Here is an 821-nt window from a genome sequence, read left to right as displayed (position 1 = left end):
AAGGGCAGCAAAGGCATATGTATTTGAATAAATCTTGGTATAGCCTTTGCCATTGGGTGCGTCTGCGCCCCCAGCAAATGAATCTCCCCACGCTACGATTGAACCATCAGCTCTAAGGGCGGCAAAAGCATTAGTATTCGAATAAATCTTGGTATAGCCTTTGCCACTGGGTGTTTTTTTGCCTCCAGTACTTGATCCGCCCCACGCCACGATTGAACCATCGGCTTTAAGGGCAGCAAAGGCATATTCATTTGAAGAAATTTCGGTATAGCCACTGCCATCGGGTGCGTTTGCGCCTTTATTATTTGGACTACCCCACGCCATAATTGAACCATCGGCTCTAAGGGCAGCAAAGGCATCAGTAGTTGAATAAATCTTGGTATAACTGCCAGCGGGTGCATTTATGCCTCCAGTATCTGGATCGCCCCACACCTTGATTGAGCCATCATGTGCAAGGGCAGCAAAGGCATATGTATTTGAATAAATCTCGGTATAACCTTTGTCAACGGGTGCACCTGCACCTCCATTATCTGAGTTGCCCCATGCCTTGATTGAGCCATCGGCTCTAAGAGCGGCAAAGGCACTAGCGGTTGAGGAAATCTTAGTATAACCTTTTTTAGTGGGTGCATTGGGTGCGTCTGTACCTCCATTTTTTAAGCTGCCCCATGTCGAAATTGAGCCGTCAGCTTTAAGAGCAGCAAAGGCAAGTGTATTTGAATAAATCTTGGTATAGTCATTACCAGCGGGTGCTTTTTTGCCTCCAAAATGTGGGTTACCCCACGCCATGATTGAGCCATCGGCTTTAATGGCGGCAAAAGCCG

Annotated in this window: 1 protein-coding gene; it reads right to left on the bottom strand. The window is 47.3% G+C overall.

The annotated features are described in order from the left end of the window. Nucleotides 1-821: RCC1 domain-containing protein (locus BAZSYMA_RS10105; RefSeq protein WP_479385931.1), on the bottom strand; the 821-nt coding region annotated here is incomplete at both ends.

The sequence above is a fragment of the Bathymodiolus azoricus thioautotrophic gill symbiont genome (assembly GCF_001298715.1).
Lineage (GTDB): Bacteria > Pseudomonadota > Gammaproteobacteria > PS1 > Pseudothioglobaceae > Thiodubiliella.
Note: the sequence above shows the minus strand (reverse complement) of the source record. Positions and strands in the feature narration are given on the sequence as shown.